The sequence below is a fragment of the Brachybacterium timonense genome (assembly GCF_900258505.1).
GTDB classification, from domain to species: Bacteria; Actinomycetota; Actinomycetes; order Actinomycetales; family Dermabacteraceae; genus Brachybacterium; species Brachybacterium timonense.
In genome coordinates this window covers 1,683,036-1,707,299 of sequence record NZ_LT984895.1, presented here as the reverse complement: position 1 = coordinate 1,707,299, position 24,264 = coordinate 1,683,036, and the positions used below count along the sequence as shown (strand labels likewise).

The 24,264-nt window shown below is 66.3% G+C and carries 24 protein-coding genes, 1 tRNA gene, 1 pseudogene and 1 other annotated feature; of the genes and pseudogenes, 9 read left to right on the top strand and 17 right to left on the bottom strand.

The genetic code is table 11. The annotated features are described in order from the left end of the window. Positions 1–177 precede the first annotated feature (177 nt). The 4 genes from C8271_RS07575 (at position 178) to C8271_RS07560 (ending at position 3,828) form a co-directional block, all read left to right on the top strand. A complete protein-coding gene (locus C8271_RS07575) occupies positions 178–867 on the top strand; it encodes a TetR/AcrR family transcriptional regulator (protein WP_106506791.1) in 690 nt (229 codons plus the stop codon). A 125-nt stretch (positions 868–992) separates the two neighbouring features. Beyond that, positions 993–1,766 (top strand): GH25 family lysozyme, encoded by a 774-nt coding sequence (locus C8271_RS07570; RefSeq protein WP_170957828.1) that lies wholly within the window; start codon positions 993–995, stop codon positions 1,764–1,766. Positions 1,767–1,824: 58 nt separating this feature from the next. After that, on the top strand, positions 1,825–2,610 hold the full coding sequence (locus C8271_RS07565) for a queuosine precursor transporter (RefSeq protein ID WP_245921032.1): 786 nt from the start codon (positions 1,825–1,827) through the stop codon (positions 2,608–2,610). Positions 2,611–2,817: 207 nt separating this feature from the next. Next, entirely contained in the window at positions 2,818–3,828 is a 1,011-nt protein-coding gene (locus tag C8271_RS07560; protein ID WP_170957827.1) for a CPBP family intramembrane glutamic endopeptidase, read from the top strand. Here C8271_RS07560 and C8271_RS07555 read toward each other — a convergent pair. Further along, positions 3,803–5,296 carry a DUF1846 domain-containing protein gene (locus tag C8271_RS07555; RefSeq protein ID WP_106506788.1) on the bottom strand — a complete coding sequence of 498 codons (1,494 nt, stop codon included), beginning with the start codon at positions 5,294–5,296 and terminating at the stop codon, positions 3,803–3,805. The two genes, C8271_RS07560 and C8271_RS07555, sit on opposite strands and share 26 nt — an antisense overlap. 301 nt (positions 5,297–5,597) lie before the next feature. Between C8271_RS07555 and C8271_RS07550 the strand changes: the two genes are divergently transcribed. Continuing rightward, entirely contained in the window at positions 5,598–6,536 is a 939-nt protein-coding gene (locus C8271_RS07550) for a PAC2 family protein (protein WP_106506787.1), read from the top strand. Between the two features lie 188 nt (positions 6,537–6,724). Next, positions 6,725–7,354, top strand: coding sequence for a TIGR03085 family metal-binding protein (locus C8271_RS07545; protein WP_106506786.1), 630 nt, complete (start codon positions 6,725–6,727; stop codon positions 7,352–7,354). A gap of 87 nt (positions 7,355–7,441) precedes the next feature. Here C8271_RS07545 and C8271_RS07540 read toward each other — a convergent pair whose 3' ends face one another. Beyond that, complete coding sequence (locus C8271_RS07540) at positions 7,442–8,482, bottom strand: methyltransferase (protein ID WP_106506785.1); 1,041 nt, start codon at positions 8,480–8,482, stop codon at positions 7,442–7,444. A gap of 250 nt (positions 8,483–8,732) precedes the next feature. On the opposite strand from C8271_RS07540, the gene C8271_RS07535 reads away from it, so the two are divergent. After that, positions 8,733–9,524 carry a ParA family protein gene (locus C8271_RS07535; protein WP_106506784.1) on the top strand — a complete coding sequence of 264 codons (792 nt, stop codon included), beginning with the start codon at positions 8,733–8,735 and terminating at the stop codon, positions 9,522–9,524. 151 nt (positions 9,525–9,675) lie between these two features. Here C8271_RS07535 and C8271_RS07530 read toward each other — a convergent pair whose 3' ends face one another. The 7 genes from C8271_RS07530 to C8271_RS07500 all read right to left on the bottom strand — a co-directional run bounded on the left by C8271_RS07530 (position 9,676) and on the right by C8271_RS07500 (position 14,654). After that, on the bottom strand, positions 9,676–10,260 hold the full coding sequence (locus tag C8271_RS07530) for a MerR family transcriptional regulator (RefSeq protein WP_106507957.1): 585 nt from the start codon (positions 10,258–10,260) through the stop codon (positions 9,676–9,678). A gap of 217 nt (positions 10,261–10,477) precedes the next feature. Then, a complete protein-coding gene (ftsR, locus tag C8271_RS07525; protein ID WP_106506783.1) occupies positions 10,478–11,170 on the bottom strand; it encodes a transcriptional regulator FtsR in 693 nt (230 codons plus the stop codon). Between the two features lie 4 nt (positions 11,171–11,174). Then, the gene (locus C8271_RS07520) at positions 11,175–11,618 is read right to left on the bottom strand and encodes an FHA domain-containing protein (protein WP_106507956.1); all 444 of its coding nucleotides are present in this window, start codon (positions 11,616–11,618) and stop codon (positions 11,175–11,177) included. A gap of 124 nt (positions 11,619–11,742) precedes the next feature. Continuing rightward, the gene (locus C8271_RS07515; RefSeq protein WP_106506782.1) at positions 11,743–12,498 is read right to left on the bottom strand and encodes a DUF881 domain-containing protein; all 756 of its coding nucleotides are present in this window, start codon (positions 12,496–12,498) and stop codon (positions 11,743–11,745) included. Continuing rightward, entirely contained in the window at positions 12,495–12,827 is a 333-nt protein-coding gene (locus C8271_RS07510) for a small basic family protein (RefSeq protein ID WP_106506781.1), read from the bottom strand. The genes C8271_RS07515 and C8271_RS07510 overlap by 4 nt, the downstream gene beginning before the upstream one ends. After that, a complete protein-coding gene (locus C8271_RS07505) occupies positions 12,827–13,744 on the bottom strand; it encodes a DUF881 domain-containing protein (RefSeq protein WP_106506780.1) in 918 nt (305 codons plus the stop codon). The genes C8271_RS07510 and C8271_RS07505 overlap by 1 nt, the downstream gene beginning before the upstream one ends. 82 nt (positions 13,745–13,826) lie before the next feature. Then, a complete protein-coding gene (locus C8271_RS07500) occupies positions 13,827–14,654 on the bottom strand; it encodes a class I SAM-dependent methyltransferase (RefSeq protein ID WP_106506779.1) in 828 nt (275 codons plus the stop codon). A gap of 140 nt (positions 14,655–14,794) precedes the next feature. On the opposite strand from C8271_RS07500, the gene C8271_RS07495 reads away from it, so the two are divergent. After that, positions 14,795–14,868, top strand: a tRNA-Pro gene (locus C8271_RS07495). Between the two features lie 45 nt (positions 14,869–14,913). On the opposite strand, the gene C8271_RS14150 is transcribed toward C8271_RS07495, so the two are convergent. The 8 genes and pseudogenes from C8271_RS14150 to fepB all read right to left on the bottom strand — a co-directional run bounded on the left by C8271_RS14150 (position 14,914) and on the right by fepB (position 22,147). After that, positions 14,914–15,120 carry a hypothetical protein gene (locus C8271_RS14150; protein ID WP_245921028.1) on the bottom strand — a complete coding sequence of 69 codons (207 nt, stop codon included), beginning with the start codon at positions 15,118–15,120 and terminating at the stop codon, positions 14,914–14,916. Between the two features lie 25 nt (positions 15,121–15,145). Continuing rightward, a pseudogene (locus C8271_RS14475) lies at positions 15,146–15,283 on the bottom strand (helix-turn-helix domain-containing protein); the annotation flags it as partial. 180 nt (positions 15,284–15,463) lie between these two features. After that, positions 15,464–16,686 (bottom strand): IS3 family transposase gene (locus tag C8271_RS07480; RefSeq protein WP_106506778.1). Its coding sequence is split into 2 segments (ribosomal slippage): positions 15,464–16,407 and positions 16,407–16,686, totalling 1,224 coding nucleotides; the frame shifts between segments, so codons are not numbered across the junction. Then, positions 16,315–16,417 (bottom strand) — a sequence feature (AL1L pseudoknot). (Overlaps the previous gene by 103 nt.) Before the next feature lie 244 nt (positions 16,687–16,930). Beyond that, positions 16,931–18,043, bottom strand: a complete 1,113-nt coding sequence (locus C8271_RS07475) for an enterochelin esterase domain-containing protein (protein ID WP_212591331.1) — start codon at positions 18,041–18,043, stop codon at positions 16,931–16,933. A 110-nt stretch (positions 18,044–18,153) separates the two neighbouring features. Then, positions 18,154–18,993, bottom strand: coding sequence for an ABC transporter ATP-binding protein (locus C8271_RS07470; RefSeq protein WP_106506776.1), 840 nt, complete (start codon positions 18,991–18,993; stop codon positions 18,154–18,156). A gap of 1 nt (position 18,994) precedes the next feature. Beyond that, positions 18,995–20,065, bottom strand: coding sequence for a FecCD family ABC transporter permease (locus tag C8271_RS07465; protein WP_212591330.1), 1,071 nt, complete (start codon positions 20,063–20,065; stop codon positions 18,995–18,997). Further along, on the bottom strand, positions 20,062–21,093 hold the full coding sequence (locus tag C8271_RS07460) for a FecCD family ABC transporter permease (protein WP_106506775.1): 1,032 nt from the start codon (positions 21,091–21,093) through the stop codon (positions 20,062–20,064). The genes C8271_RS07465 and C8271_RS07460 overlap by 4 nt, the downstream gene beginning before the upstream one ends. Before the next feature lie 49 nt (positions 21,094–21,142). Beyond that, positions 21,143–22,147, bottom strand: coding sequence for a Fe2+-enterobactin ABC transporter substrate-binding protein (gene fepB / locus C8271_RS07455; RefSeq protein WP_106506774.1), 1,005 nt, complete (start codon positions 22,145–22,147; stop codon positions 21,143–21,145). Between the two features lie 277 nt (positions 22,148–22,424). Between fepB and C8271_RS07450 the strand changes: the two genes are divergently transcribed. Then, the gene (locus C8271_RS07450) at positions 22,425–24,167 is read left to right on the top strand and encodes a tetratricopeptide repeat protein (RefSeq protein ID WP_212591329.1); all 1,743 of its coding nucleotides are present in this window, start codon (positions 22,425–22,427) and stop codon (positions 24,165–24,167) included. Positions 24,168–24,264: the final 97 nt, after the last annotated feature.

The following is a 24,264-nucleotide window of genomic DNA, read 5'->3' as shown; positions in this document are numbered from 1 at the left end:
GCAGCGCAGGCGTGCGAACCGGACGATTCAAAACACTCGCGCATCGGATACACTCATGTATCGAGTCTGATCCTATCGCCGCGTGTGACCGCTCGCGCAAGCACCGTCCACACCGTGAGTCAGACGCCACAACCCGCGTTCAGGCTCCCGCGCCTGCCTCGAAAGAACCGCAATGCCATGACCGACCTGCTCGACCCACTGCCAGAATCCTCCGGCACCCGCCGCAAAGAGAACACCCGCGCGCGCCTCGTGCGCGCCTCCCTCGATGTCTTCGTTGACAAGGGGATCGACGGCGCAACTATCGACGATCTCGCCCGTGCCGCTGGCTTCACGCGCGGAGCCTTCTACTCCAACTTCTCGTCGAAGGAAGAGGTGTTCACCAGCCTGTTCACCACGGTGACCGACGAGCTCGTCGAGATCGTCAGCTCCGCCGCGCACGCTGCTTTAGAGGCAGCGACGACAGGCGATGCGGCCATGCAGACGGATGAAGCAGTCATGCGAGACGTCTTCAGTACGATCCGCCCCTTCAGCCGTCAGTGGTGCCTGCTGCACTCCGATGCCATCTCTCGAGCTCTGCGTGATCAGCAGATCCGCTCCGTCCTGGTGGCCGAGCGTCTGCGACTGCGATCTGCGATCGCCGAGGTTCTCGAACTCGGCCTGCACACTCGAGGCCTGCGGGCGGCGATCCCTGTCTCGGACCTGGCTCAGATCTTCATCGGTGTCTTCATTGATCTGCTCGTCAGTGAACAGACCGAAGAGTTCGAGATCGAACAGCTCGGTGCAGCCACCATCGTGCGCCTCCTGGCTGGGTTCATGGAGCCCGCCCGCGCCCCAAACACGACTGACTCCCGTCCCCTCAATACCTGAGGCCCGAGTCGAAAGTGCTAGGGGCTTAGCCAATAGCGGTCCTCCCGACCGATGACGGCATGCGGTGCCTCTCTTTACCGTCGAAGCGGCATCAGATCCCTGCCCCGACCCAAGGAGCTTCGACCATGTCCAGCGCCCGCTTGCTCACCTCACGACTCAGCGACCGCCGCAGCGTCCTGCGCACAGGCATGCTCGGCGCTCTTGGCCTCGTCACTGCCGGTGCCGCGCTGTCGGGCGGTCGCGCGAACGCGGCCGGTATCCACGGCCAGGACGTCTCGTCGCACCAGGGGGAGGTGGACTGGGGTGCGCAGGCCGCCGCGGGTTCCCGGTTCGCGTGGTGCAAAGCGACAGAGGGTACGGATTACCGCAACCCGTTCTTCGCCCAGCAGTACGGCGGTTCCTTCGACGCCGGGCTCGCGCACGGCGCCTACCATTTCGCCCGTCCCGATGGCCGTAATCCCGATGGCGAAGCAGACTTCTTCATCGACAACGGCGGCGGCTGGAGCGCTGACGGCCGCACGCTCCCGGCCCTGCTGGACCTCGAGGGGTACCACAACCTCCCGGCGAACTACGGCCTGACCCAGCCCGAGATGCAGGACTGGATTCAGCGATTCTGCAACCGCTACACCGAGCGCGTCGGCCGTTCACCGATCATCTACAGCAACGTCTACTGGTACCGCGAGAACGTCGGCGCATGGGCGCCCGACGGCGCACCCCTCCACATCGCCGCATACCAGGCGGAGGCTCCGACAAACCTGCCGGAGCCCTGGACAGCCTGGGATGTCTGGCAGTACTCCGATGCCGGACCGTTCGCTGGTGACTCCAATGCGTTCCACGGTGATGAGGACGCGTTCGAGGACTTCTTGGTCAACCCGAACTACCGCCCCATCGGACGGTGACCACTCCCGCCGCGCGGACGCACCGAATCGTCCGCGCGGCGGTCTGTACCCTGCATCAGTGACCACTGAGAACACTGCCCCCGCAGCGGCATCTGCCTCTGATCGCACCCACGGCGCCGTGTACGCCGATCGAGGAACCTCCCATTTCGATGTACTGCTGGCCGCAATGGTCACGGTGGTGCTTCTCTCCGGCATCGGCGCTGCGAAGGGCGTGAGCTTCGGGACCATTCCCGGCACCGGCTTCGAGATCATCACCGATGGCGGATTCATCCTCTTCCCGCTCGCCTACATCCTGGGCGACGTGATCACGGAGCTATACGGCATCCACGCGGCGCGTCGCGCAATCATGACCAGCTTCGCGGCCAGCATCCTCGCCTCGGTGACCTATCAGGCGATCATCACGCTGCCGCCGTTCCCCGACGAGTACGGCATGGCCAAGCAGGCGGCACTCGAGCTTGCACTCGGTCCCGTCTGGATCGTCGTGCTCGCAGGTCTCGCCGGATTCTTGGTTGGCCAATCGCTGAACAGCTGGCTGGTCAGCCGCATGAAACGGCGAACAGGGGAGCGGGGCCTGCTTGCTCGGCTCTTCACGGCCAGCGGTCTCGGTGAGCTGGTGGACACCATCATCTTCTGCTCCATCGCCTCCGTGGCGATCGGCATCACCACCCTCGAACAGTGGGCGGAGTACACCCTGCTCGGTTTCCTCTACAAGGTGCTGGTCCAGTACGCCGCGATCCCGGTCACTGTCACAGTGATCCGCTGGCTCAAACGCACGGATCCCACCTACCAAGCTGCGCTGAATGCGCAGGAACAAGGAAAGGGGCAAGGAACCGGCCCCGCATGACCCTGGGCTGAGCCCTGCGGGCAGCGACGGTGTTCTTCCGCTGCGATGAGGGCAGCGAGACCCCCTGGGCTCACCGCATCTGTCCTTCCGTGCCGGCGACACCCCGACGATCGTCGGGGGACTCGCGCCGTCAGGAGCGTCAAAGGTCACCGCACCTGTGACCGCATGACGGGCCATCGCGCATTTCCCATGCTCCACAGTGGATGCATGACAACTGCTGACCTTACACAGACACCGCCACGGGAGAACCCCGACCACCAGGTGCCGACCGCCCCTGTCGCACTGCAGCCCGGTACGACCCCGGCCGAGCAGCGCCAGTGCCTGCGCGAATCCCGCGTGCATCCCGAGCGCCCCTTCGGCGCGCATCTGCGCATGACATGGTGGCGAGCTCTTCTCGTGCTCCCTGCGCTGTTCGTGGTGATGATCGGCGGGCAGGTGGCTTTGCTGTTCGTCGCGATCATCGTCGACGCAGTCCTGCTGGGTAAACCGATCGACACCAGCGGTGCCATGAGTCCCACAATGATGCTCGCGGCAAATCTCAGCCTTGCTCTGCTGGCCCCGGCCGCGATCGCCGCGTTGGTGCTGATCGGCGGGGTGCCCTGGCGCGCTGTCCTGCGCAACCTGCCGCGGCCCCGGCTCAAGAGGTGGCTCCTGTACCCCTGCATTTTCCTGGGGCTGATCCTCATCACGTTCGTGCTTCTGAGCCTGATCGAGCCGACGCCGATGACCTTCACCTGGAACACGGGCGTGCTGCTGTTCCTTGCGCTCGCGCTGTTCACGACGCCGTTCCAGGCTCTGGGTGAGGAGCTCATGTTCCGCGGTGCCGTGCTAACGGTCGTGGCCTCCTGGATCCGTCCCGTCGTGCCTGCACTGATCGTCGGTGTGGTGGCCTCGAGTGTCCTCTTCGGAGCCGTGCACGGCGCTCAGGATCCGTGGCTTGTGGCCTACTACACGATCTTCGGTGCGTGCATGGCGCTGATGGCCATCATCTCGCGCGGACTTGAGGCGCCGATCGCCTTCCATGTCGTCAATAACGTCGTGTTCATGGCAAGCAGCGCGCTCATGGGCGGGGGAGAGGACCTGGTGATCGACCGCTCCGCAGGCGCCGGTGGCCCCTGGGTGCTCCTCATGATCGGTCTTGACGTGGTGGCAGTGGGCATCGTGTGGCTGCTGGAGCGCAGGGCCCGACGTGTCAGTGCTTCCGGTACAGCTTCTTGACCTGATAGACGGGGTCGCTGGTCGCCTCGATGCCCAGGCTGCGGAAAATGGATTCATCCACGGGGCCGAGGATGGTGGTGGTGTGCACATCGCAGCCGTGCAGCCGTCGCAGCTCCTGGAGCGCCCGCCGTGCATTCTCGTCGGATGCAGCAGAGACTGACAGCGCAATGAGCACTTCGTCGGTGTGCAGGCGGGGGTTTCGCGACCCTAGATGGTCGACCTTCAGTGACTGAATCGGGCGGATCGCGTCGGGGGAGAGCAGCAGGACGGGCTCATCGATGCGGGCGAGATGCTTGAGGGCGTTCAGGAGTACCGCCGCGCTCGATCCGAGCAGATCGCTGGTTTTGCCGGTGACCACGGTCCCGTCGGGCAGCTCGAGAGCTGCTGCGGGCGCGGCGGTTCGTGCGGCAAGCTCGCGCGCCGGCTGCACGGGTGCACGCAGCGCATCCGTGATCTCAAGGTCCGCCATGATCGTGGCGATTCGTTCAGACTCGACCGGGTCGAGTGCTTCCTTCTTCTCCCGTACGCGAGAGCGCAGGTAGCGACGCACGATCTCCTGCTCGGCAGCTTCGCGGCAGGCAGCGTCGTCGCTGATGCAGGAGCCCACCATGTTGACGCCCATGTCTGTGGGGGAGGCATACGGGCTCGTGCCCAGCAGGGTGCGCAAAAGCGCCTGCAGCAGTGGGAATGCATCGATGTCTCGGTTGTAGTTGATCGCCTCGATGCCGTATGCCTCACGGTGGTACGGATCGACCAGGTTGACGTCGTCGAGGTCCGCGGTGGCTGCTTCGTAGGCACGATTGACGGGATGATCCAGCGGCAGATCCCAGATCGGGAAGGTCTCGAACTTGGCGTAGCCGGCGGGGATTCCGTGGCGGGAGTCGTGATAGATCTGCGAGAGGCAGGTGGCGAGCTTGCCGGATCCGGGGCCGGGAGCTGTCACAACCACGAGGTCTCGGGTGGTCTGCACCCAGTCATTGCGGCCGAGCCCGAAGTCGGAGACCACGCGACGTGTGTCCGTGGGATATCCCGGGATGGTGCGATGGCGTGAGACGGTCAGGCCCAGGCGTTCCAGACGGCTGCGGAATGCGTGGGCGGCGTGGTCATCGTCCTCGTGCTGGGTGAGCACGACGTTCTCGACCAAGAAGCCTCGCTCACGGAACACATCCACCAGGCGCAACACATCATCTTCATAGCTGATACCCAGGTCAGAGCGCATTTTTGAGCGCTGGAGGTCTTTTGCGTTGACCACGATGAGGATCTCGAGCTCATCGCGCAGCGATTCGAGCATGACGATCTTGTTGTCGGGCGTGAAGCCAGGCAGAACGCGGGATGCATGGTGATCGTCGAAGAGCTTGCCGCCCATTTCGAGATACAGCTTGCCGCCGAGCTCAGTGCGGCGCTCATGGATATGCGCTGACTGCAGGGCGATGTAGCGTTCACGATCGAACCCGATGCGACGTGGCACGCGTGGACCCCCTGATCGGACGGAGATATCGGCGCCGCGGCGCGAACGCGGAGCGGTGCCACTGTATCCCGCGTATCGACAGCGATCAGGCAACGGCGCGGCCACAGATGCAACCACCGGACCGCAATCACACCCACCGCAACGGTCAGCCGATAATGTGCGTTATGTAAAGTAGAGCGGACTGTCTGTGGTGGCGCGGCCGTGAGGTTTGTGGCGTCGCCGCGAGCGACTCCCCCTCTGACCTCCCGCCTGCGGAATACTCGTCCCCGTCGGATCGTTCATCCCGGCGAGGAGGAACCCCATGGACTCAACCACTCTGTTCACGTACGAGCCTCACGTGGATTCGCGCCTGCTGCACGGTCGCGTTCTGCTGGTGACGCTCGGCGCATTCTCTGACGCCGGCCAGGCTCAGGCGCTCATCGACGACCATCTGCTCAATTCCATGCCCAGCCGTGTGGTGGGCCGGCTCGACATGGATCAGGTCTACGACTACACCGGCCGACGTCCCGAGGTCACGCTCGAACTCGACCACTTCGAAGACTATGAGCGGCCCCAGATCCTCCTGCATGAGATCACCCATCCGGACGGCTCCACGTTCTTCCTGCTCAGTGGCCCCGAACCGTCGTTCCAATGGGAGCGGGTTGCGGGTGCCCTGCGCATCGTGGTCGAGCAGCTGGGTATCGAGCGGACCATCATCATGCAGGGCTTCCCCTCCCCTGTGCCGCATACCCGCGAGTTGCCGGTGACACGCTATGCCGGGCGCAGCGACGACATCCGCGTGCGTCGCACCATGCCCGGCGTGTTCCGCATGCGCGCCCCGTTCACGGCGCTGCTGACGCTGCGTCTATCCGAGGCGGGCCATGACGTGGTGGGGGTCGCCGCCCACATCCCGCAGTACCTGAGCGACATCACCTTCCCCGATGGTGCGCTCGCGCTTCTCGCCGCCGTGCATGAGGAAGACGGTCCGAGCATCGACGTCGACGCGCTCCAGCAACGCGCTGTGGAGGTGCGTGCCTCCATCGATCAGCAGATCGGCGCCTCACAGCAGCTCCAGGAAATGGTCGAAGCACTCGAGGCGCAGCATGACCGGATGATCACTGCCGGCGCTACTCAGGAAGTCCCCACCGCCGACGCGATCGCCGCGGAGGTCGAGCAGTATCTGGCCGGACTCGGCGAGGACCGTGCACCGAAGGACGACGACGATCAGGACAGTCAGGGAGGGATGGGCCCGAGGCTCTGAACCGTCTCCTGAGGCAGGCTCGGATGAGCTACGGCTCGTACCATCCTGTTCCCGAAACGATGCACTGTGCGATGGATGTCCCGGCGGCCACTTCTGCCGACTTCCTGGCGCTGGCATGTCACATCATGAGCACCAGTGCGCCGCGTGCACGGCGTGAGGGCGCAGACCCCGACCGGCAAGGAGCAGACATGACCCGTCGCATACTCGCGCGAACGGAGCGCGAAGCACTCGCCCACTCCCTCGAGCGGCTCGGTCCCACTGCGCCGACGCTCCTTCCCTCCTGGCGGGCCCGGGATCTGCTCCAACATCTTCTGCTGCGTGAACGGTGGCCCCATCTGATGGCGCTGTCGTACGTGCCAGGCCACGCGGGTCTGTGGGCACAGCGACGGTTGGAGGAGCGCGCGGCTCTCACCTGGCAGCAGATGGTGGATCTTTTCCGTGCCGGTCCCCCGCCACTGTCCCCGCTGCTTCCCGTGGATGCCCGTGTGAACGCGGCCGAGCACCTTGTGCATCACGAAGATCTGCTGCGCGCCCAGCCTGATTGGAAGCCACGATCACTCAGTGCGCAGCACCAGGAAGAGGCATGGCAGGTGCTGCGACAGATGCATCGCCTTCTCGTGCGGGTCCCGATCACCCTCACTCTGGTCGCGCCGCAGGGCAGTCTGCGCCAGCGGCGGCGACGTGAACACAGTGTTCGCGTGCACGGTGATCCCGTGGAGCTTCTGCTGTGGGCTTTCGGGCGCGATGACGTGTGTGTGCAGCTCCATGGAAGCGGCTCAGCGCTGGACCTGCTTGCCCAGGGGCGCCGGGGATTCTGAGCGGGCCAGGGAACTGTTGGCTCACATGTACAATCAGCTGGTTATTTACAGAACAGCGCAATCACGCTGTCCATGGAGTGGTGTCACTCAGACAGCCTGTGGACCGTTACTGGCCTCGTGCGGGTCTCGAGTCAGGATGAACAGGGCGGGCCGGTGTCCCTTCTGGAAGAACCGGTGCTCGTCGACCAGTCTCCAGCCCCCGGGCTGCTCGGGCAGCAGCGCGCGCATCCGCCGAATCTCCTGCGTGAGCACCCCCAAGCGGGCGCCCGGCGCTGCGAGTTGCCCTGCCCGCACCAGAAGATCACGGTGCAGAGCAAGGTTGGTTGCGTGATCGCCGTGAAGCATGCCCCACGGTGGGTTGGTGAGGATGCGGGTGAAGGTCCCCTCGATCGGGCCGGTGAGAACGTCTGCGCAGATCCACTCAATGCGTCCGCGCTGCTTGGCCGCGCGTTGATGGGCACGGCACGCAGCGATCGCCTGGGGGTCAACGTCGACGCCCACAGCGCGTCGCGGGGCATGCCGGTGGGACTGCTCGATGAGGAACGTGCCTGACCCGCAGGTCATGTCGAGCACGGCGTCATCAGCGCCGACATCCAACAGATCCACCACGCTTGCGGCGATCGTCGCGTTGACTGCGCCCGGATAATCAACGGTGCGCCACAGCCGTGTCGACAGTGGACGCGGGGTGGTCCGTAGCAGGAGCTCCCAGCCATCATGCGCGGCTGTGCGTCGCACACGCACCAGCAGGTCCCCGTCCTCCCGCACAGGCAGCTGCGTGAGTTCACTCAGAGCATCGGCGATGCGGCGCATCTCCTCGGTGTCGCTGCCGGCAGCGGCCAGGCGCAGACCGGTGAACGTGCGTCGCGGTCGCTGATGGGTGATCTGTTCCCAGAGCTGGGCGGTGCGTTGTTGCACCGAGGTCTCCAACAGGCCGCGGGGCCGACGGGTCTGGGTGCTGATCGCCCCATAGGCGGCAACAACGCTGCGCAATGCGGCAACAGCGCTCACCTGCTCAGCCTTCAGCTGGATCTCCGTTGGCGTCACCGCCGTCGCGGGGCCGATCGCCGCGCATTCGCGCAACGCCGAGGCGCCGCATCCCTCGAGAACCTCGAGCACGATCGTCATCATCGCCGCACCTCGCTCTCTTCATGCCGGTTCACGCCTCCAGTGCAGCGCCTGTGTCCTTCGGGCATGGCCCCGGCACACGATCGGTAGCGCGGCTCAGGGCGATGTCTGCTGCTCCACGGTACCGGCGCGGTGCCTCGGCGCCAGCCGATGCCCGACGCTTCACGGTACTCGGTCGTTGGTCCGTCTCAGGCCGATGCCCCGCTTCACAGCGGAGCTCCGGCTCTTCGGCTCGGGCCGATAGACTGCCCTCGTGTTCGTGGTGAGTGTGTGTTCTCTCAAAGGTGGCGTCGGCAAGACGTCTGTGACGCTTGGCCTTGCCTCTGCGGCGTTGCATCAGGGCATCAATGCCCTCGTGATCGACCTGGATCCGCAGGCCGATTCCACGCTTGGCCTTCTGGGGGAAGCAGCCACGAGCACGGACATCGCCGATGTCCTGTCTTCGCCGCGCACCGAATCCGTTGACCGCGCCATCATTCCGACGCCGTGGGCGCAGGGTGCGTCGAGCCACCTGGACATCATCCCCGGCTCGAACCGTTCCGCGCTGGTGGATTCCCCCGCCCTCTCCCCCCGGGATGTCAAGCGTTTGCGCGACGCTCTGCAGAAGCGTTCACACGAGTACGACATCGTGCTGGTCGACTGCCCGCCATCCTTGAACGGCCTCACACAGATGGCGCTCGCAGCGTCGGACCGTTCCCTTGTGGTGGCCGAACCCGGTTTCTTCGCGGTGACGGCCGCGGATCGTGCACTGAAACTCTCCGTCGAGATGCGCGAAGAAGGGCTTGCTCCACGACTTCAGCCGCTCGGGCTCGTGATCAACCGGTACAGGCCGCGCTCGGTCGAGCATCAGTATCGACTGGCCGAGCTTCGTGAGCTCTTCGGTGATGCTGTGTTGGAGCCGGTTATTGAGGAACGGGTGGGCCTGCAGCAGGCGCAGGGCGGGGCGGTGCCGCTGCACGAGTACCAGGGTGCGTCCGGACCCCGACTCACGGCAGATTTCGACGCGCTTCTGCGCGTGATCATGGACTCGCGCCAGTACTCCTGACGCATAGCTCAGCACCGTTCCAGCGACGAGGCCGGTGATCTGGCCGCGTGCGACCGGTCTAGGCGCACACCGACAGCGATCCCACGCGCTCCATGGAGAGCTCCCGGTTCAGGCTCGCGTCAACCGATCTAGCTGGCGCGTATGAACAGGCTCAGCCAGCCCGGCGGGAACGGCGGCGGGCCGCCAACTCATCGTGCAGGGCGAGCGTCGCATCGTCCGCAGGATTGACGCTCGGCAGCACCGACAGTTCCGTCTCCACCTCGCGCCAGACCCGGCCGACGGCAATGCCGAACACGCCCTGACCGCCTTGGACCAGGTCGATCACATCCTGAGCGGAGGTGCACTCGTACACGGAGGCGCCGTCACTCATCAGGGTGATCTGTGCAAGGTCATCGATCCCCCGTTCGCGCAGCGCCCCCACTGCTACGCGGATCTGCTGGAGAGACACGCCAGTGTCGAGCAGTCGCTTCACAACTTTCAGCACGAGAATGTCGCGGAAGCCGTAGAGCCGCTGACTACCGGAGCCCTGTGCGGCGCGCACGCTCGGCTCCACAAGTCCTGTGCGGGCCCAGTAATCGAGCTGACGGTAGGTGATGCCAGCAGCCTTGCAGGCGGCGGGGCCGCGATAGCCGAGCTCACCGGGGGTGTCCACGACCTCATCGAAGAGGACGCCCTGCGCCGGCTCGGCCGGAACGGTCGTCTGCGAGGTGCGGTCCTCGTCACGGCTGCTGTTCACGTCTACCTCCGGGATGCGGCTCTCGACGGGGAAGGAGGATGAGAGCTCGCGTTCAGAGTAGCGTGTCGCCTCGCCGTACGGGCACCAACGCGCCGCAGTCATGTCACGGCTCGGTGACAGTCTGGTCTGTTTTCCGGCCGTTCTCCACGGGCATCTACCTGGTGAGCGATGTGCGCTATACGGCCCAACGATCGGGGTGTAGGCCGAATCCGCGAAGTCAGCTGTCCCGCAGGCGTTCCCTGAGCAGGGCGCTGTGCAGGGTGATCATCTCTTCGCCGAGATCACGTACCGCGTCCTGGGCCTCGCCCCGGGCAGCCGGATCAGCGGCCCGTGAGCGGACCCCGGCCACGGAGCGAATCATGTGTGCCTCGCGTTCGGCAGAGCTGCGCAGCATGACGAGGTGACGCGGCTGCAGCCCGTGCGCGGCGAGCTCACGTGTTGCACGAGCGATCTCGAGCTCATTGTTGCCGTAAAACAGCTGATCACGACCAATCAGACCGTACTGCTCAAGCTCACAGAGCAGATCATCGTCGATGCCGGCTTCGCGCTGCAGCCCTCGACGGTCCAGCCGAACCGCCTTCAGCTCCGCCGACGGGCCGGGGCGTGAAGCGATCGACGTCACGTCCGTCTCGTGCCCGTGCTCGAGGAGGTGCTCTTTGATGACTTTGAGCGGCCAGAAACGGTCACGCTGCGCTCTGAGTACGAAGCGCAGACGCTCGACGTCATCGCGTGAGTACTTGCGATAGCCGGACGATGTCCGTTCCGGACTGATCAGCCCCTCGGCCTCGAGATAGTGCAGTTTCGAGTGCGCGAGGTCCGGGAACTCGTCACGCAGCTGAGCGAGCACCTGGCCGATGCTCAGTCGCGACGACCCTGCGCTGCTCGGCCTGCGCGATGCGGAGGCCGGCACCGGCTCAGCGCTCCCCGGCGAAGGGGTGGTAGGACAGGCGGTACTTGCCGATCTGCACAGTATGGCCTGCCTGCAGATGTGCTTCATCGACCCGTTCGCGGCCCACATACGTGCCGTTCAGGGAACCGAGGTCGCGCACGAGAAAGCCCTGGCCGTCCCGGATGAAAGCGGCATGCTTGCGAGACACCGTGACGTCGTCGAGGAAGATCTCGCTGTTGGGGTGGCGGCCCGCAACGGTGGTGTCGGCGTCGAGCAGGAATCGCGCACCGAGATTCGGGCCCTTGCGGACGATGAGCAGTGCAGACCCCTCGGGGAGGCGGTCGATGGATGTGCGGTCCTGCGTGCTGAGGCCGGGCTCGCCGTCCTCGACAGGGTCAGCGGGCGAAATCGCGCTCAGCGTCGACGTCTGATCGAGCTTGTCTTCGTTCCAGCCGGCGTTCGAAGTCACCGTGACACCCCTTTCCTCGGCAGGCCGCAGCCCCGGGCGGGGCATTCGGATCCGCCTGTCCATCCTTTCATGAGGCGCGCTAGCACGTCCCGTTCACAGGAATGATCTGATCAGGATTTGACCCTCATTTGACCACTTCAGCGTACTGAGGGTCGGGAAGCTCAGCGACAGCGTCGATGCTGACGTCTTCCCGCTCATTGATCTGCACCGAGGCGCCGTCGGCCCGCAGCGAGTCGACAGCCCCACCCGGGATTCGCAGCGCCGGGTCGAGCACATCCGGATCGCCGATGGCACGCACCGTGAGCGGCATGCTCACTCGCTGTCCATCGACCTGCAGATCACCATCGTCACCGAGGGCGACCGAGGTGGAGGTGACCACACGCACCTGCCCCACTTGGATCACTTCGGCTCCCGCATTGCGCAGCTCCTGGATGACAGCCAGCAGTGTGCTCGATCGCACCTCGCCGCGGCCCGCGGAGACCGAGATCTCTACGCCGCGTCCGACAGCAGGTGCAATGCCCGCGAGAATCTCCAGGTCATCGAGGCGCTTCTGCGCCGCTTCATGGGCGGCGGCGTCGTCATCCCGGGTTCCCCTCAACGTCTCGATCGTGCGGTCGAGGTCACCGTTCTCCCGCTCCAGATCCGACACATGCCGATTCGATTCGTCGAGCAAGCGCACCAGCTCCTGCTGCGATGCGCCGGACAGACCGTCATCACCATGATGCTGCACCTGCACAGCGAAGGTGAGCCCCAGGGCGAAGCAGAGCAGGGCCACGATGACCTGGGACGCATTCGCGCGTGGACGCAACGCGCCACGCAGCCGACGCCATGCGGTGCGCTGCTCATCCTGCGAGATGGGCTCGCGCGATCCGATGCTCATGAGCGGAACAGGCTTCGTCGGATCGCCGCGGCATTGGAGAAGATACGGATCCCCAGCACCACGATGACAGCGGTGGACAACTGCGGGCCGACACCGAGCTGATCACCGATGAACACCAGCAGCGCTGCGATCACGACGTTGAAAAGGAACGACGTGATGAACACATGGGAGTCGAACACGCCGTCCAATGCGGCACGCAGACCTCCCGCGAGTGTGTCGAGCGCGGCGACCACGGCAATCGGCAGATACGGCTGCAGAACCACCGGCACATCCGGTTGCAACACAAGGCCCGCAACAATCCCCAGCAGCAAACCAATGATCGCGATCATCAGTCCTCCTCTCCCCCGTCATCCGATGGTCCACCACCACCGGCCGGCACTGCGGGCCGGTTCTCCTCCGGGCGTGTCGCCTCGCGTAGCGCCGACGCCGGTCTACTCGGCAGAGTGATCTGCTCAACCGCCTCGGTGCGCACCTGAATGCCGAAACGGCTCGAGATCTCCCCGAGGTACTCCCCCGTCTCCCCTGTGACAGGGGCATTCTCCAGATCGTCTGACGGGCCGATCGCGCTGAGGACATACGGCGGTGACAGGGGCCGGAAGTCCACCAGGATCGCTGAACCTGCTGTGCGGATAGCTGACGTCGATGTGAGGCGCACGCCATTGATCGCGATGCCTTCGGCGCCCGCGGCCCATAGGCCGTTCACGGCGACCTGCAGGTCTCGGTCGCTCACCCGGTTGACGGCGCCGTCCTTCATGCCGGGCTCAGGTGGAAGCGGTACGGAATCGTCGATCGTGACCTGTACGCCGGGGCCGCGCAGGGCAGCCGATCCACCTGCAGATTCGTACACATCTACGCGCTCAGTCGCATCAGGGTCATCCGCCGCGAGCACGGAGCCCTGCAAGGCGGTGAGCGTCTCCTCCTTCGACTTCTGCTCAGCGGCGAGGTCGTCGGCGTGGGCGCGCGATTCCAGCACCCGCTGGGTGAGCGCCGTCCGTGGACTGTCCTGGCCAGCAGCGTTCTCGCGCAGACTCGCTGCGGAAATGGCAACGGCGAGGCCGAGCAGAATCGCCAGAAGGAACGTCACAGCACGCGTCGTCGGCGTGTCCGGCGCCGGCACCTCATCGCTGTGCCCCTGATGCCGCGGATGGTCGACGTCGAACGGGTTCGCTGTCAGGGCACGCAGCAGCGAGTCCGGAGAATATGGTGTTTCTCCGTGCGGTGTGCGCGCTGGATCCCTCCTGACCATGCGGCCACAATAGCTGCGGCTAACGCACCGAAGAGTGTGGCGCGCCCGTGTGTGCACCCTCCGGACGTCTCCGGACGAGCGCTCAGATCTCGCGCACCTCGCGGTTGTCCTCGGCCCGGAGCCGGCTGTGGTCCAGCCGGCCGTGATCGGTCGGCGACGGAGTGCGCGCCACCAGCAGGAAACGGCTCAGCACTCCTGTCAGTTCCCCCACATCAGCGCGGCGCCGGAGCTCCTCGAGACGCGCCGCATCCCGCACGGGGTCGAAGCCCTCCGGGAGCATCCATGGAATGCGGGCGAGGAATCGCAGCAGAGCTTCGAGATCGCGGAAGCGGTAGGCGCCGGTGAATGTGTCGGCGCGCTCGACCGTCATTCCGGCGCACATCAACGCACGCTCGAACTCGACCAGCGTCACTTCCGGGTACGGCGCTGTGCCGCCGAGCGCCTCGGTGATGTCCGCGAGATCCTCGCCGCCGACCTGCTGCGTAACCAGCACGCCATCTGGCCCGAGCACACGCGCGACCTCCGCCGGGTCGTAGGACTCGTGCCGTGCGAGCACCAGGTCGAAGGAATCGTCAGGGAACGGCAGCGGCTCCCCCGATTCGCTGTCGTGCTCGTGCACGGTGATGCCCAGGGGTTCCAGGCGTTCGGCGGCCACAGGCAGGTTCGGTGCCCAACCCTCGGTGGCGGCGACCGTCTGGGGTAGATCCTCTCCGAAAGAGGCCAGCAACTCCCCTCCCCCGGTGCCGAGGTCGAGCGCGCGGTGGGAGACCCGCAAATGGTCTCGAGCGATCTGGCGATAGTCCCAGGGCTCGGGGTCCTCGTCCATATCGGTGTGCTCGGCGAAGTCCCAGCCGGTGGTCGTCTCCTCCAGCAGGGCGCTCCAGCGCTGGATGCCCTCGGACTTGGCCATGTCTTTCAGTTCCTCAGGTCCCCAGGGTGTCAACGGAGCACGGTCCCGATGGCGCCGTGCCGCAGGTCACTGTAGTTCGATTCGCTCCGAGCCGATTAGCCGCGCTAGTATCGTCGCTGGCCCTCCCGCAGCGGAGGCCTCGGGCTGTGGCGCAGTTTGGTAGCGCACTTGACTGGGGGTCAAGGGGTCGTGGGTTCAAATCCCGCCAGCCCGACCGTTTGTCCTGAGTCGCGACATCGTTGACAGACGGTGTCGCGACTCAGGATTTTTTGCGTGGGTTCACTGACTGTCCGGGGCGTGGTGTCTGGGTGGGTGTGTTGTGGGTTCGCGGGAGCTTGGGCTGGTAGTCGCGGGCGGGGTCGATGCGGTGTTCGGCGATGATCTCGCCGGTGGTGGCATCGGAGGTGACGGTGTGGTCGTCGTGGACCAGGATCAGGACGTGGCGGCCGGCGTGAGCGGGGAGCACGTGAGCGCGGCTCCAAGCCTTCGGGGCCGCCCAGCTGGTAGCGCTGGACCAGGACGTGGACCCATTGACGAGAGACCTGATAACGCTCAGCCGCTTGGGCGTGCGTGAGGCCTTGTTCGAGGACGGAACGGACGATGACGAGGTTCTTGTTCTTGGAGCCCATGCCGCATAGTCGACGCTGGGGGCGTGTCAACGATGTCGCGACTGACCGGTCAACGAACACGACCCCCGATTCGTCAACGATGACGCGACTGACCGGTCAACGATCACCAGCTGAATCCCTGCCCAGGACTGTCAACGATGTCGTGAACTCACATGAAGCGCCCTGGGTTTCGTTCCGTGGTTAGACGGTCGCGGGCGCGGTCGTCGTGGTGTGAGTGTAGGCCGCTTCGACTGCCGCTGGAGTGCGGTAGTCGAGCGCCTCGTGGAGCCGGGCCGTGTTCCACCAGTGGACCCAGCCCATCGTCGCCAGCTCGACTTCGCTGACCGAATCCCAGATCCGCTTCGAGTAGATCAGCTCCGCCTTGTAGAGACCGTTCACGGTCTCGGCCAGGGCGTTATCGTAGCTATCGCCAACGGTTCCGACTGATGCTTTCACCCCCGCTGCGATGAGAGCGTCCGAATAGGCCAGTGAGACATACTGACTGCCCCTGTCGGAGTGGTGAACCAATCCGCTATCATTCCTGCTTGCACCGGTGGAAAGAAGTGCGTGCTCCAGTGCGAGCAAAGGTAGAGACTGTGTGTGGAGTGTGGGTGCGACCGCCCAGCCGACAATTCTCCGACTGAAGACATCGGTGATGAATGCGACGTAGCAGAATCCGGCGAGGATCCGGACGTAGGTGATGTCAGCGACCCAGAGCTGCCGCGGACGGTCCGCGGCAAACTTCCGTTCCACAAGGTCGGGACGCTGGTCAACTTCGGTTCCAGAGCGGGTGGTGACGGGCTTGCGGCCTCGCCGGACGCCTTGGAGTCCCGCGATCCTCATCAGTCGTGCCACCTGGTCGCGACCGACGTCCCAGCCCGCATGCCGCATCGCGTGCCACATCTTCCGGACCCCGTAGACGCTGTAGTTCTCCTGATGAATCCGTTTCATCTCCTCTACGAGCATCTCGTCCCGAATGCTACGAGCGCAGGCTGGCCTGCTCTTTGCGGCACGGTATCCGCGAGAGGTGATGAACCCACATTCTGTCGCACCGAGGATGCGACAGATGGCCTCGACCCCGAACTGTTCGCGATGCATATCGATGAACGCGATCATTTCGTCGTGGGGCGGTCGAGTTCCGCTGCGAAAAACGCTGAGGCGGCTTTCAGGATCTCATTCGCGCGCCGCGCTTCGGCGAGTTCTCGTCGAAGCCGACGGTTCTCCTCCTCGAGCGGCTCTCCCGGGCCGGCCGGCTCGGTGGGGCCATAGCGGTTGCACCAGATCCGCAGGGTCTCCTCCCCGACGCCGAGCTGCGGTGCGACGACACGGATCGATGCTGCTCGGGGCCCTCCTTCGAGGGCTTGGCGGTCGTGAACCATGCGCACAGCACGCTCACGCAGCTCTGGACTGAACTTCTTGGGCATACTCCGATTCTCCTTGCTGAGACTCGGAACGAAACCCAGGGCGCTTCAGTGTCTGGGTGGGCGTGTTGTGGGTTCGCGGGAGCTTGGGCTGGTAGTCCCGGGCGGGGTCGATGCGGTACCGATCAGATCCAGCCAGGTCATGCCTGTGCACGTGTTGGCGACGGTGTGCGAGTGCTGGTACGCCTCGCTGTCATCACGGTTTCGCAAGGCGCCGGCATGCGCGTCGGCGTTTGAGCGCAGGGTCTCACCTGCCGGCGCCCTCGCCGCCGAGAAGTACCCGCAGCCCGTCGGCCCACAAGCCGCGCCAACACGCCATGTCGTGCCCGCCGTCGTACTCGACGTAGGTGTGCTCATGGGCAGAACGGAGCAGCGTGCTATCGAGCACCCGATTGTGCTCGACCAGCACGCCCTCGTGCCGTCCGGCGGTCTGGAAGATTCTGACCGGCGATCTCGCACGAGCGGCACGGTCTAGCATGTCGTGCTGCCACAGCGACGCCGACTGGCTGAGCGCCGTCGAGATGGCCTCGGGATGATCGAAGACGGTCTTCAGCGCGGTGAGCCCGCCGAGGCTTTCGCCCGACACGATCACGTCGCGGGGATCGGTGCTCACGGGGAGGAAGGATCGCAGCCAGGGGATGATGACGTCGACGATCTCGGTGCTCATCCCCCCGTCGATGCTCAGATCCGCTATGCGTCGCGGTGTCGGTCCGGCATCGGGCATCGCGACGTACGGCGCGCGGATCGCGCCCGCGTCGGACAGCGCGTCCACGGCTGCCGCGGCGTATTCCGACCGGTGCCAGACGTTGCCGTCTAAGGCGATGATGAGCGGACACGGCGCGTTCCCTGAGGCGTGCGGTCTGTATACCCACACCCGCCGGCCGGTCGGAGACACGTGCTCGCTCGTCCGTCCCCTTTTCGCGGAGGCGCACGGCGTGAGCCAGGGCTGCGGAGGCGCGTCGGGAAGGGCGGCTACCGAGACACGCCCGCCTCCGTGCGTATGGGACGTGTCAGGGTTGCGGGGGTCGACCTCTCCGCTTTCCCGCAGCCTGCGCATGGCCCATCGTGGTTCGAGCGCGGCAAGCTCAGCGAGGCGGTCGGCCTCGACGGGCGCGACGGCGTAGGAGCCGCGCCATCCGCTTCCCAACCTAAACGTCGCGTGCCAGATGTCGGTGCCCGGCATCCGTTCGAGACGGCCGTCGTCGAGATCGTGGGTGATCCGGTTGAGGGCGACGATCACTGCGTGCGCCGTGGCGTCGCGGAAGAGGAAGGTCACTAACCGCTCATCCGGCCGGCCGGGGATCTCCTCGACGAGCGGTGAGCGCTTGCCGGAGGAGTCCCAGAAGCGCTCGACGAGCATGGCGCGCTCGGCCGTCGACGCGTTGCCGAGCTGCGACCCTAGCGCCTCGAGGATTGGGCTGCGGCCTCGAGGCGGCCGGGGAGCGGGATGCGACGGCGGCGTGATCGTGCTCACGCGGGGCTCTCCGTCGCTCCGGAGATCGGGATCACCATCGGCGTCCCGAAGACCGGGTCGGGCATGACGCGCGCTGTGAGGCCGAAGACGTGGCGGAGGAGCTCCTCGTCGAGGATGTCTTCTGGTGCACCGGCCGCTGCGACAGCGCCGTCCTTCATCACGATCAGGTGGTCCGCGAACCGGGCGGCCTGGTTCAGGTCGTGCAGTACGAGCACCATGGTGCGGTCCTCCTCGCGGTTCAGCCGTCGGCACAGCTCGAGCACATCGAGCTGGTGGGAGATGTCGAGGAAGGTGGTCGGCTCGTCGAGCAGCATGACTGGGGCGTCCTGCGCGAGCAGCAGCGCGATCCAGACACGTTGGCGCTGGCCGCCGGAGAGTTCCTCGACCGGCCGGTCGGCGATCTCGGTGATGCCGGTGGCGGCCATGGCCCGAGCCACGGCGCGCTCGTCGTCACGCGACCACTGCTGCAGCATGCGCTGATGGGGGAAGCGCCCACGCCCGACGAGATCGGCGACAGTGATCCCGAAGGGCGCCACGGACGACTGCGGCAAGAGGCCGAGCCGGCGCGCGAGCTCCTTGGGGGTGTGGCGCCGCACGTCCTCCCCTCCCAGCAGCACGCGCCCGGACGATGGAGTGAGCAGACGGGCGAGAGCGCGCAGCAGCGTCGACTTGCCGCACGCGTTCGGTCCGATGACGACCGTCAACTCTCCCTGTGGGATCCGCACGTCAAGATCGCGGGAGACCAAGCGTGACTCGTAGGAGAGGGTCACCACCTCGGCGTGCAGTGCGGCGGTGCCGCTATAGCTGGGCGTGTTGTCCTTGCTTTCCGTTCGCATGTCAGACCTGCTTTGAGCGGGTGAGCAGCCAGATGAGATAGATGCCGCCGAGGATGCCGGTCATCCGGCCGATCGGTACGGCGGCGGTGATCGGCAGCAGCTGGGCCAGCACATCGGCGGTAACCAGCAGGCATGCGCCCATCGCTGCGGCACTCACCACCGGCAGACCCCGCGCGCGGGTGAGCCGGGTGACGAGCTGCGGAGCGGCCAGGGCAACGAACGCGATGGGGCCTGCCGCCCCCGTGGCGAGACCTGCGAGCGCCACAGCGGCGAGCATGAGCAGCACGCGTGTGCGCTCGACGCGCACACCCAGCTGCTGGGCGAGGTCGTCGCCCATTTCCATGAGCGACGCGCGACGGGCGAGGGCCCCGACGAGGGGCACGATGAGGAGCGTGCCGATGAGCACGGGGAGGGCGTGCGCCCATTTCCGTGCGTCGAGCGAACCGGAAAGCCACAGGTTCGCGGCGATCGCGCTGTCGAGATCACCCGTCATGAGCAGGAGGCCGTTGAGTGCGCCGAGCACGGCGCCGACGCCAATGCCGACAAGCACGAGGCGGTACCCGCCCGTCACACCGTCCTTCACAGAGAGCACGTAGACGGCGGCGGCGGTGAGCAGACCGCCCGCCACCGCACCGATGGAAATCTGCAGCGGTTCGGCCTGGAACACGACGATCTGGACGATGGCACCGGTCGCCGCGCCCGTCGTGAACCCGATGACGTCGGGTGAGCCCAGAGCGTTGCGCGACACCGACTGGAAGACCGCACCGGAGACGCCGAGTGCGGCACCGGCGAAGACCGCTGTGAGCACGCGCGGCAAGCGAAGGCCCCGCACCACCTGGTCCTGTCGAGCGTCTCTGCCCTCGCCGAGCAGGGAGGCGACGACGTCGGCGAAGGGAATAGGCAGGGTACCGATCGTCATGGCGACGATGCCCAGCACGGCCGTGAGTGCGAGCAGGATGCCCGTGACCGCGATCAGTCGCGGCGACAGCACAACGGAGAATGGGCCGAGACGCCGCACGGAGGCGCCGGGGGCGGGCCGGCTGACGAGGGGTGGAGGCGTAGGAGCGTTCACAGCTGAACCATCCGGCGACGGCGGACGAGGAAGACGAAGAAGGGGCCTCCGATGAGGGTGACCATGATGCCGACGCTGATCTCGCCGCGCGGGGGGATGATGCGGCCAAGTGCGTCGGCAATGACGATGAGCCCCGCGGCGATGAGACCGGAGCACGGGAGCACCCAGCGGTGGTTCACGCCGACGACGAGACGTGCGAGGTGCGGGGCCGCCAGCCCGAGGAAGGCGATCGGTCCGGCCGCGGCCGTTGCCGCGCCGGCGAGCACAATCACGGCCACTCCCGCCAGCGCCCAGACCCGCTCGGGGTTGCCGCCGAGGGACCGGCTGAGATCCTCTCCGAGCATCGCGGAGTCAAGCGGCCGAGCGAGCGAGAAGGCGAGGATCAGGCCCGCGGCGGCGAGCAGCGACACGGCCAGGAGGACGTCGTAGCCGCGCCCGGCGAGCGAGCCGACCATCCAGTGACGGTAGCGGTCGTAGACCTGGTCGAGGCTGTTGACGAGCACAAGCTGGGTGAGGGCCATCAGCACGACGGTCAGCGCGGCGCCGGCAAGCACGAGCCGCACCGGGTTCGTGCCCCGTCGCACCCCGCCCAGCATGTAAACAGCCGCTCCGGCCGCTGCCGCGCCGAGCAGGCCGAGCCACATGTAGCCGGAGACGTCGGCGATGCCGAGGAAGGAGATCCCCGTCGCGATTGCCACGGCCGCGCCGGCGTTCACGCCGAGCACGCCGGGCTCCGCCAGCGGGTTGCGCGTGAGGGCCTGCATGACGGCGCCCGCAACGCCCAGGCACAGACCCACGACGACCGCGAGGAGGGCGCGCGGGATGCGCCGGTGCACGACAAGCAGGTGCGCGGAGTCGCCGGGGTCGAACGCTACGAGCGCGTCCCACGTGGTGGCGATGGAAAGCTCACGCGTGCCGGCGCAGGTGCTGAGGAAGACACCTGCAACGACGAGGGCGATGAGGACAACGAGCCCGAAGCGCCGTCTGGCATGCGGGGCCGGATGAACCGTGGGCAGAGTTTCGATCATGGATGTCCGGCGGTGCCGAAGGCGCGAGGTCCCCGGCACCGCAGCGGGGTCACTCGCCGAAGGCCGCCACGACGGCGTCGACGATCTCCGTCGCGCTGTACTTGTCGATGCGGAACGAGTTCGGCCCGAGCCCGTACACCTGGCGCGCCTTCACCGAGGGCAGGTTGGCGAGCACCGGGTCGTCGGCGAACGCCTGCGCGCCCCCGTCGTCCTGGCTGAGGATGAAAGTGGTCTCCGCCGTCAGCTCCGTGAGGTTCTCGTAGCTCGCCCAGACGAAGTCTTCGCGCAGGTTGTCTTGCGTGTGCCAGTCGGGGTTCGGGTCTTCGATGGTGAAGCCGAGCTCACTCAGCAGCTGGCTCTGCGCCGACCCGGCCCGGGCGATGGGGTTGCTTTCGCCCGGGCCGTTGAACGAGACGATGTTCGCCTTGCCCTCCGGCACTGTGATCTTCTCCGCCGCCTCGGCGACGTAGGCGTCGAAATCAGACACGGTCGTCTTGACGTTGTCTTCCAGGCCGGTTGCCTCGCCGAGCTCTTCGGCGAGCTGCTGCCACGTCTGTCCGCCATAGTCGACCACGATGGTCGGCGCGATCTCCTGGAGGTCTGCCACCTGATCGGCGACCGAGTCGGCGCCGGAGGCTGAAACAACGATCAGGTCGGGCTCGTAGGCGTGCACCGACTCCAGGTCGACCTCCCCCGCTGCCCACAGGTTCGCCACGTCGCGCTTCTCGGCGACGTCGGCCCACTGGGCGAAGAACTTACCGTTGCCGGCCGAGCCGGAGGCCACGACCGGCGCGTCGAACGCGAGGAGAGTGCCTGAGACCGAGACCGACGTGGAGACGATGCGCTGGGGCTGTTTCGGGATCTCGGTGGTCGTGCCGTCAGCATTGGTGAAGGTCCGCGGCCAACCCGCGTCCTCTGTTTGCTTCGCGGCACCCCCGTCTGACGCGGGCTTCTCACCGGAGGGAGCGGAGCAACCAGCGAGGGCGATGACGAAGGCGGCGGCGACTGCGATTCCGCGAAGAACAAGAGACTGCGCGGGGGAAATGTGGGCCATGAGCGGTGCTTTCGATAAACGGATGTCGGCTGGCAGAGCGAAAGGTCGTGGGCCCGCGAGTTGCGCCTCCACAACAGGGAGCCTGCATCGATCGATCGGCCAGCAACCTCTCTTCTGCACTTAGGTGAGCCTAACCTAACCTCCGCAGAAGTGCCGCATGGGCCGTAACGTCCACACGATTACTCGTTCATCCCCGAGTCGCGTGAGCCGCAACCGGCAGCAGCTTCGTTCCGCAGAATCCGTCCCCGATCGGCAGCCCGGTTGTTAGCCTCGCAGCATGCATCCTCGCGTGACTGACGCCACAGATGACTATCCCTTCGCCCTCGGCTCCTATCAGCCGGAGTTACCGACCACGATCCCAGAAGCCGCGACCTGGTTCACCCGAGGCCTGATCTGGACCTACGCCTTCAACCACGAAGAGGCCTACGGTTGCTTCGTGCGCGCCGCGGAGGCGGACCCGCAGTTCGCTCTCGCCCATTGGGGCGCCGCCTATGTTCTGGGCCCCAACTACAACAAGCCGTGGGAGGCCTTCGATCCGGAGGATCTGCGGCTCAGCCTCGAACATGCGGCTCGTCACGCCGAGCGCGCGTTCTCGCTCGCCTCGACGGCCCCGGATCGAGACCAGGCGCTGATCGCGACGTTGTCGGCACGTTTCCCGTCTTCGTCGCCGCCCGAGGGTGAACAGTGGTGCCAGGACTGGGCCGACGGCTACGCGGACGCCTGCCGGGACCTCGCCCGCCGGTTCCCGGAGGACCTCGACGTACTGGCGGTCGTCCTGGATGCCCTGCTCGGTGTCAAGCCGTGGGACCTGTGGGATCTGCGCACCGGGGCACCGACCGCTGGAGCCCCGAGTGAAGAGGCGAAGCAGCTCGTCGACCGTGCACTGTCCCTCCCCGGTGGTCGCCGTCATCCCGGGCTGCTGCACCTCGCCGTTCATCTCATGGAGATGTCCGGCACCCCCGAGTCAGCGCTCTGGGTGGCCGACTGGTCGCGGGATGTCGTGCCCGATGGCGGGCATCTCGTGCACATGCCGACGCACATCGACGTGCTGTGCGGTGACTACCGGCGGGTGATCGAGACGAACGAGGCCGCTCACGCCGCGGATCAGCGCTACGTCCAGCACCGCGGGCCGCTGAACTTCTACACCCTCTACCGGGCCCACAATCTGCACTTCGTCATGTACGGCGCCATGTTCCTGGGCCAGTCCGAACCCGCGATAGACGCGGGTCGCCGCCTGGAGGCAGCGCTGCCGCCCGAACTGCTTCAGGTGCAGTCACCGCCGATGGCGGACTGGCTCGAGGGTTTCTACCCGATGACGATGCACGCACTCATTCGCTTCGGGCGCTGGCAGGAGATCCTCGACGAGCCGTTGCCCGAGGACCAAGACTTGTTCTGCACCACCACCGCCATCATGCACTACGCAAGGGGTGTGGCTCTCGCCGCGCTGGAGCGTGTGGAGGAGGCCCTCGCTGAGCGGGAGCTCTTCCGCGCCGCCGTCGAGCGGGTCCCCGAGTCCCGCACCGTCTTCAACAACACCTGCCAGGACATCCTCCAGGTCGCCGCGGAGATGCTCGATGGTGAGATCGCGTACCGGGATGGCCGCTACGAGGAGGCCTTCGCGCATCTGCGCCGTTCCGTGGAGATCGACGATGCCCTCCCCTACGACGAGCCGTGGAGCTGGATGCAGCCCACTCGCCACGCGCTGGCCGCCCTGCTTCTGGAACAGAACCGCGTCGAGGAAGCAGAGCAGGTGTATCGGGAGGACCTCGGCTACGCCCCCGGGATCCCACGCGCCAACCTGCATCCTGACAACGTGTGGAGCCTGCACGGCTACCACGAGTGCCTCACCCGACTCGGCAAGGACGAGCTCGCCGCGGTGATCAAACGACGCCTCGATATCGTGCGAGCCCAGGCCGACCTGCCGATCACGGCGTCATGCGCCTGCCGGCTCAGCGCGATGGGGCAGGAACAGCGGGCGATGGCCGGTCCGCTCCCCCTCGGTTTCGGCGCAGCCGGCTGATCAGGACTCGGTCCGAGGCTCCCGGTGCGCGCGGCCCTGCGCGGGGCCTCTTCGTGGAAGCCGTCGGCACTGCGCCGTCGTTCACAGTGCTACGGAT

Coding starts and splice junctions, on each gene's coding strand:
- C8271_RS07575 (WP_106506791.1), top strand. CDS start 178: ATGACCGACCTGCTCGACCCACTGCCAGAATCCTCCGGCACCCGCCGC.
- C8271_RS07570 (WP_170957828.1), top strand. CDS start 993: ATGTCCAGCGCCCGCTTGCTCACCTCACGACTCAGCGACCGCCGCAGC.
- C8271_RS07560 (WP_170957827.1), top strand. CDS start 2,818: ATGACAACTGCTGACCTTACACAGACACCGCCACGGGAGAACCCCGAC.
- C8271_RS07550 (WP_106506787.1), top strand. CDS start 5,598: ATGGACTCAACCACTCTGTTCACGTACGAGCCTCACGTGGATTCGCGC.
- C8271_RS07545 (WP_106506786.1), top strand. CDS start 6,725: ATGACCCGTCGCATACTCGCGCGAACGGAGCGCGAAGCACTCGCCCAC.
- C8271_RS07540 (WP_106506785.1), bottom strand. CDS start 8,482: ATGATGACGATCGTGCTCGAGGTTCTCGAGGGATGCGGCGCCTCGGCG.
- C8271_RS07515 (WP_106506782.1), bottom strand. CDS start 12,498: ATGAGCATCGGATCGCGCGAGCCCATCTCGCAGGATGAGCAGCGCACC.
- C8271_RS07510 (WP_106506781.1), bottom strand. CDS start 12,827: ATGATCGCGATCATTGGTTTGCTGCTGGGGATTGTTGCGGGCCTTGTG.
- C8271_RS07505 (WP_106506780.1), bottom strand. CDS start 13,744: ATGGTCAGGAGGGATCCAGCGCGCACACCGCACGGAGAAACACCATAT.
- C8271_RS07500 (WP_106506779.1), bottom strand. CDS start 14,654: ATGGCCAAGTCCGAGGGCATCCAGCGCTGGAGCGCCCTGCTGGAGGAG.
- C8271_RS07475 (WP_212591331.1), bottom strand. CDS start 18,043: ATGCTCGTCGAGCGCTTCTGGGACTCCTCCGGCAAGCGCTCACCGCTC.
- C8271_RS07470 (WP_106506776.1), bottom strand. CDS start 18,993: ATGCGAACGGAAAGCAAGGACAACACGCCCAGCTATAGCGGCACCGCC.
- C8271_RS07460 (WP_106506775.1), bottom strand. CDS start 21,093: ATGATCGAAACTCTGCCCACGGTTCATCCGGCCCCGCATGCCAGACGG.
- fepB (WP_106506774.1), bottom strand. CDS start 22,147: ATGGCCCACATTTCCCCCGCGCAGTCTCTTGTTCTTCGCGGAATCGCA.
- C8271_RS07450 (WP_212591329.1), top strand. CDS start 22,425: ATGCATCCTCGCGTGACTGACGCCACAGATGACTATCCCTTCGCCCTC.